This window comes from Micromonospora sp. 15K316 (assembly GCF_004348525.1).
In the GTDB taxonomy this organism is placed as follows: Bacteria; Actinomycetota; Actinomycetes; order Mycobacteriales; family Micromonosporaceae; genus Micromonospora.
This window is the reverse complement of the sequence record NZ_SMKG01000339.1, coordinates 1-4,350: the sequence shown is the minus strand read 5'-3', so window position 1 is coordinate 4,350 and position 4,350 is coordinate 1. Positions and strand designations below refer to the sequence as shown.

Here is a 4,350-nt window from a genome sequence, read left to right as displayed (position 1 = left end):
GCGTGCTACAGGACCCGGGGCGGGGTGTTGCCGGCGGCCACGATGGCCCGGCGGATCGGTACGGCCAGCAGCAGCAGGAACCCGACCACGAAGAAGATCAGCAGAGAGACCAGTCCCACCCGGTACGAGGAGGTGAGCTGGAAGACCAGACCGAACGCGAGCGGCCCGAGCCAGCTGGTGCCCTTGTCGCTGATCTCGTAGAAGCCGTAGTACTCGCCCTCCTTGCCGGTGGGGATGAGCTGGCTGAACAGCGACCGGCTCAGCGCCTGGCTGCCGCCGAGGACCAGGCCGATCGCAGCGCCGAGGATCATGAACGGCAGCGGCGCCTCGGCGGGCAGCCGGAACGCGGCGACGATCACACCGGTCCAGAGCACCAGGCTGAGCAGCACGGTCTTCCACGCGCCGATGCGCCGGGCGAGCGCGCCGAGCGACAGTGCCCCGCCGAAGGCGAGGAACTGCACGAGCAGGATGGTGACGATCAGGGTGTCCTGCTCCAGCCGCAGCTCCTCGGTGCCGTACTGGCTGGCCAGGGTGATGACGGTCTGGATGCCGTCGTTGTAGACCAGGAACGCGAGCAGGAAGAACAGCGTCAGCGGGTACGCCTTGATCTCCCGCAGGGTGCGGCCGAGCTGCCGGAACCCGTCGGTGAGCACGTTGCCGCGCTGGGCGGCCAGGGCCGCGGCGGTGGGGTGCTCGCGCAGCCAGCGCAGCGGCACCAGGGTGAACACTGCCCACCACACGCCGGCGGAGACGATCGACCAGCGGGCCAGGTCGAGGGTGCGCTGCGGGTTGCCCTCCTCGCTGAACATCGTGACCGCGACCAGGTTGAGCGCCAGCAGCAGGCCGCCGCCGAGGTAGCCCAGCGCCCAGCCGCGGCTGGAGATGCCGTCGCGCTCGTCGGGGCCGCCGAGCTGCGGCAGGAACGAGTTGTAGACCACGATCGCGGCGCCGAAGCTGATGTTGGCGATCAGGAAGAGCGCCCCGCCGAGCAGGTACCGGTCGCCGGTGACGAAGGCCATCGCGACGGTCGCGCCGGCGCCGGTGAAGGCCGCGCCGGCGAGCAGCCGCTTCTTGTGCATCGACCGGTCGGCGATGGCGCCCATCACCGGCAGCACGAACACGGTGAGGAAGACCGACAGCGAGATGAGGTACGGGTAGTACGAGCCGGCGGCGACCCGGATGCCGAGCGGGTGGACGTAGCCGTCGCAGCTGTCCGCGCCGAGCTCGCAGCCGGCGGCGAGTTCGGTGACGGTGGTGAGGAACGGGCCGAGGAAGACGGTGATGACCGTGGTCTGGAAGGCCGAGTTGGCCCAGTCGTAGACGTACCAGCCGGTGCGCTCGCGCCGGGTGCTCGCCGGGGGTGGGATGTCGCGCGCCGTGGGGGTCACGGTGTCGGCCATCGGGTCCTCTCGCCGGGTCAGGCGGCCCAGTGGCCGCGGCTGCGGTATACGTCGCGCAGCACGCCGACGTGATCGGTCATGATGCCATCCACACCAAGATCAAGTAAGTCGTGCATCTCGGCGGGTTCGTCGATCGTCCAGACGTGCACCTGCAACCCGATCCGGTGGCAGTACGCGAGGAACCGCCGGTCCACCACGGGGATGCGGCCGTACCGGACGGGGACCTGGGCCGCGACCACCGACGGGGGCAGCCGCAGCGGCCGTCCGTGCAGCGAGGCCATCCGCAGCCGGGCGACCCCGCGCATGCCGAGGCTGCTGGCGACCTTCGTCCCGGCCAGGGCGCGCAGCCGGGTCAGCCGGGCGTCGCTGAACGAGGCGAGCAGCACCCGGTCGCCGGCGCCAGTGCGGGCGACCGTGTCGACGGTCGGCACGACACCGCCGTCGGCCTTGACGTCGACGTTGAACCGGACCTCCGGCCATCCGGCGAGGACCTCGTCGAGGCGGGGCACCACCGCGGCGCCGCCGACCCGCACCGAGGCGAGGTCGGCCCAGCGCAGGTCGGCGATTCGGCCCGGCTCGCCGGTCACCCGGCGCAGCGTGGGGTCGTGGAAGATCACCGGTACGCCGTCGGCGGTGGCGTGCACGTCGGTCTCCACGTACCGGTAGCCGAGCCCGACGGCGCGGGCGAACGCCTCGGCGGTGTTCTCGTCACCGTCGGCCGCGCCGCCGCGGTGCGCGAACGCCAGGGGAGCGGGCGCGTCGAGGTAGGGGTGACGGAGGTGCACGCCGGCAGTATGCCGGGCGCGGGTGGCCCCCGGGTGACCGGACGGCGTCAGACCAACGAACTTCCCTATCGCTCCGTATCACGTCTACCATGGGGGGCGATGGGTAACGATATGTACTCGGTGGAGCAGGTGGCGGAGCTGCTCGGGCTGCACGTGCGCACCGTACGCGGCTACATCCGCACCGGCCGCCTCCGCGCGGCACGGATCGGCAAGCAGTACCGGATCGCCCGCGCCGATCTCGACGCGCTGACCGGCCGGCCCACGCCGGGGCCGGCGGTCGGCGCACCGGCGATGGAGGTGTCGAGCATCGTGCAGGTCGACGGCGTCGACCGGGCGGCTGCCGACCGGCTGGCCACGCTCGTGCTGACCGGCGTCAACACCCACCACGACCCGGCGCGCCCGCTGCGCGTGCAGACCGTTCACGACGAGGAGCGCCACCGGATGAAGATCGTGATTCTGGGCGACGCCGACGGCACCGCCGACCTGCTGCGGCTGGTCGACGCCGTGCTGCACGGCGAGAACTTCCTGTTCGCCGGGGAGCCCGGCGATGCCTGACGTCCTGCGGGAGCGGCACGGGGTGGCCGTCCTGGTCAGCGACCCCGACGGCCCGGTCCTGGCCACCACCGAGGCGGTCCTCGACCTGATCGGCGCCGCAGCCTTCGGCGGCGCCGAGATGGTGGCCGTGCCGGTGGCCCGGCTCGATCCGCACTTCTTCTCCCTGGGCACCGGCTTCGCGGGTGAGATCATGCAGAAGTTCGTCAACTACCGGCTTCGCCTCGCGGTCGTCGGCGACATCTCCGCCCACCTCGCGGGCAGTGGCGCGCTGCGGGCCCTGGTGGCCGAGTCCAACCGACACGATCACGTCTGGTTCGTGCCCGACCTGGCCGTGCTCGACGCCCGACTCGCCGCCTCGGCCTGACCCGGGTCGCCACCTCCGCCTCGTGCAGACCGGTGGCGACCCGGGCGGGGCCGTCGCTCCGCCACCCCGGGACGTCGGGGCGGCCGGCCTCAGCGCGCCAGGAGTCGCAGCGTCTCGTCCCAGAGGCGCTCGGCCGCGGCCGTGTCGAGGGCGTACCCCGCCACTCCGCTCCTGCCGTCGTTCTGCCCGACGACCACGGTGGCTTCGGCGCAGTCCTCGAAGTAGCGCCCGGTCAGCCCCGCAACCGCCGGCGAGGCGGCGAGCAGCACCGTGGTGGCCGCGCCCTGCTGCGGGGTCTTCCAGCCCGGCGGGACCTCCAGCCGGTTGCCCCGCTCGTCGAGGGCGCCCACGAAGCGCAACTGTCCCTCGTCGAGGTGGCGCTGAAGGTTGGTCATGATCCCGCCAGGATGCAGCGCGTTGGCGGTGATGCCGTCCGCGGCCCACTTCTCGGCCAGCGCGACCGTGAACAGGATGCTCGCGGTCTTGGACTGCCCGTACGCCGACCACGCCTCGTAGGGGCGGGCGCTGAAGTGGATGTCGTCGAACACCACCGGGGACATCAGGTGGGCCGACGAGCTGACGGTCACCACACGGGCGTGTCCGGCGGCGGCGAGCGCGTCGTGCAGGCCGAGGGTCAGCGCGGCGTGACCGAGGTGGTTGACGGCGAACTGCGCCTCCCAGCCCGCCGCGGTCGTGGTGAGCTGCGGCAACGCCATGATCCCGGCGTTGTTCACCAGGATGTGCAGCGGCCCGGTCCAGCCGGCGGCGGTGAAGGCCTCGACGCCGGCGAGGTCGGCCAGGTCGAGGCGGGCGACCCGGACGTCGGCGCTCGGGTGGTCGGCGCGGATGTCGGCGGCGGCGCGCTCACCGGCCGCGGGGTCGCGGACGGCGAGGGTGACCTCGGCTCCGGCGCTCGCGAGCGCCCGGGCGGTCTCCAAACCGATTCCGGAGGCGCCGCCGGTGACGATGGCGCGTCGTCCGCTCAGGTCGACCCCGGCGATCACGTCGGCGGCGGTCGACTGCGCGGTGAAGGGTGTGACAACTCGTGACATTTCCGGAACTCCCTGGGTAGCAGGACGGTCGGGCCGGGCGACGTCCGTCGCCGGCCTGGCAGGGGGGGGCCGAGCCGCGAGGCGGTCGGCTCAGGGCGCGGCGGAGCGCCGCGCGTCATCGGGTGTGCGGCATCCGCGCGTGGACGGGCGCAGTGGCCGTGCCGCCGGTGAAGTGGGGTGGGTGGGTTGTCCGC

5 protein-coding genes are annotated in these 4,350 nt (G+C 72.8%); 2 read left to right on the top strand and 3 right to left on the bottom strand.

What is annotated here, in order from left to right; translation table 11 throughout:
- Window positions 1-5: 5 nt before the first annotated feature.
- Together E1211_RS30990 and E1211_RS30985 are read right to left on the bottom strand one after the other, a co-directional pair.
- Window positions 6-1,400: an MFS transporter gene (locus E1211_RS30990; protein WP_132353615.1), complete on the bottom strand. Its 1,395-nt coding sequence runs from the start codon at window positions 1,398-1,400 to the stop codon at window positions 6-8.
- A 17-nt stretch (window positions 1,401-1,417) separates the two neighbouring features.
- The gene (locus E1211_RS30985; RefSeq protein ID WP_132353613.1) at window positions 1,418-2,185 is read right to left on the bottom strand and encodes a glycerophosphodiester phosphodiesterase; all 768 of its coding nucleotides are present in this window, start codon (window positions 2,183-2,185) and stop codon (window positions 1,418-1,420) included.
- Between the two features lie 99 nt (window positions 2,186-2,284).
- On the opposite strand from E1211_RS30985, the gene E1211_RS30980 reads away from it, so the two are divergent.
- Both E1211_RS30980 and E1211_RS30975 read left to right on the top strand, forming a co-directional pair.
- On the top strand, window positions 2,285-2,740 hold the full coding sequence (locus E1211_RS30980; protein ID WP_243709787.1) for a helix-turn-helix domain-containing protein: 456 nt from the start codon (window positions 2,285-2,287) through the stop codon (window positions 2,738-2,740).
- A complete protein-coding gene (locus tag E1211_RS30975; RefSeq protein ID WP_132353611.1) occupies window positions 2,733-3,104 on the top strand; it encodes a DUF4180 domain-containing protein in 372 nt (123 codons plus the stop codon). Before E1211_RS30980 ends, E1211_RS30975 begins: the two co-directional genes overlap by 8 nt.
- A gap of 89 nt (window positions 3,105-3,193) precedes the next feature.
- On the opposite strand, the gene E1211_RS30970 is transcribed toward E1211_RS30975, so the two are convergent.
- Complete coding sequence (locus E1211_RS30970) at window positions 3,194-4,156, bottom strand: SDR family NAD(P)-dependent oxidoreductase (RefSeq protein WP_132353609.1); 963 nt, start codon at window positions 4,154-4,156, stop codon at window positions 3,194-3,196.
- Window positions 4,157-4,350: the final 194 nt, after the last annotated feature.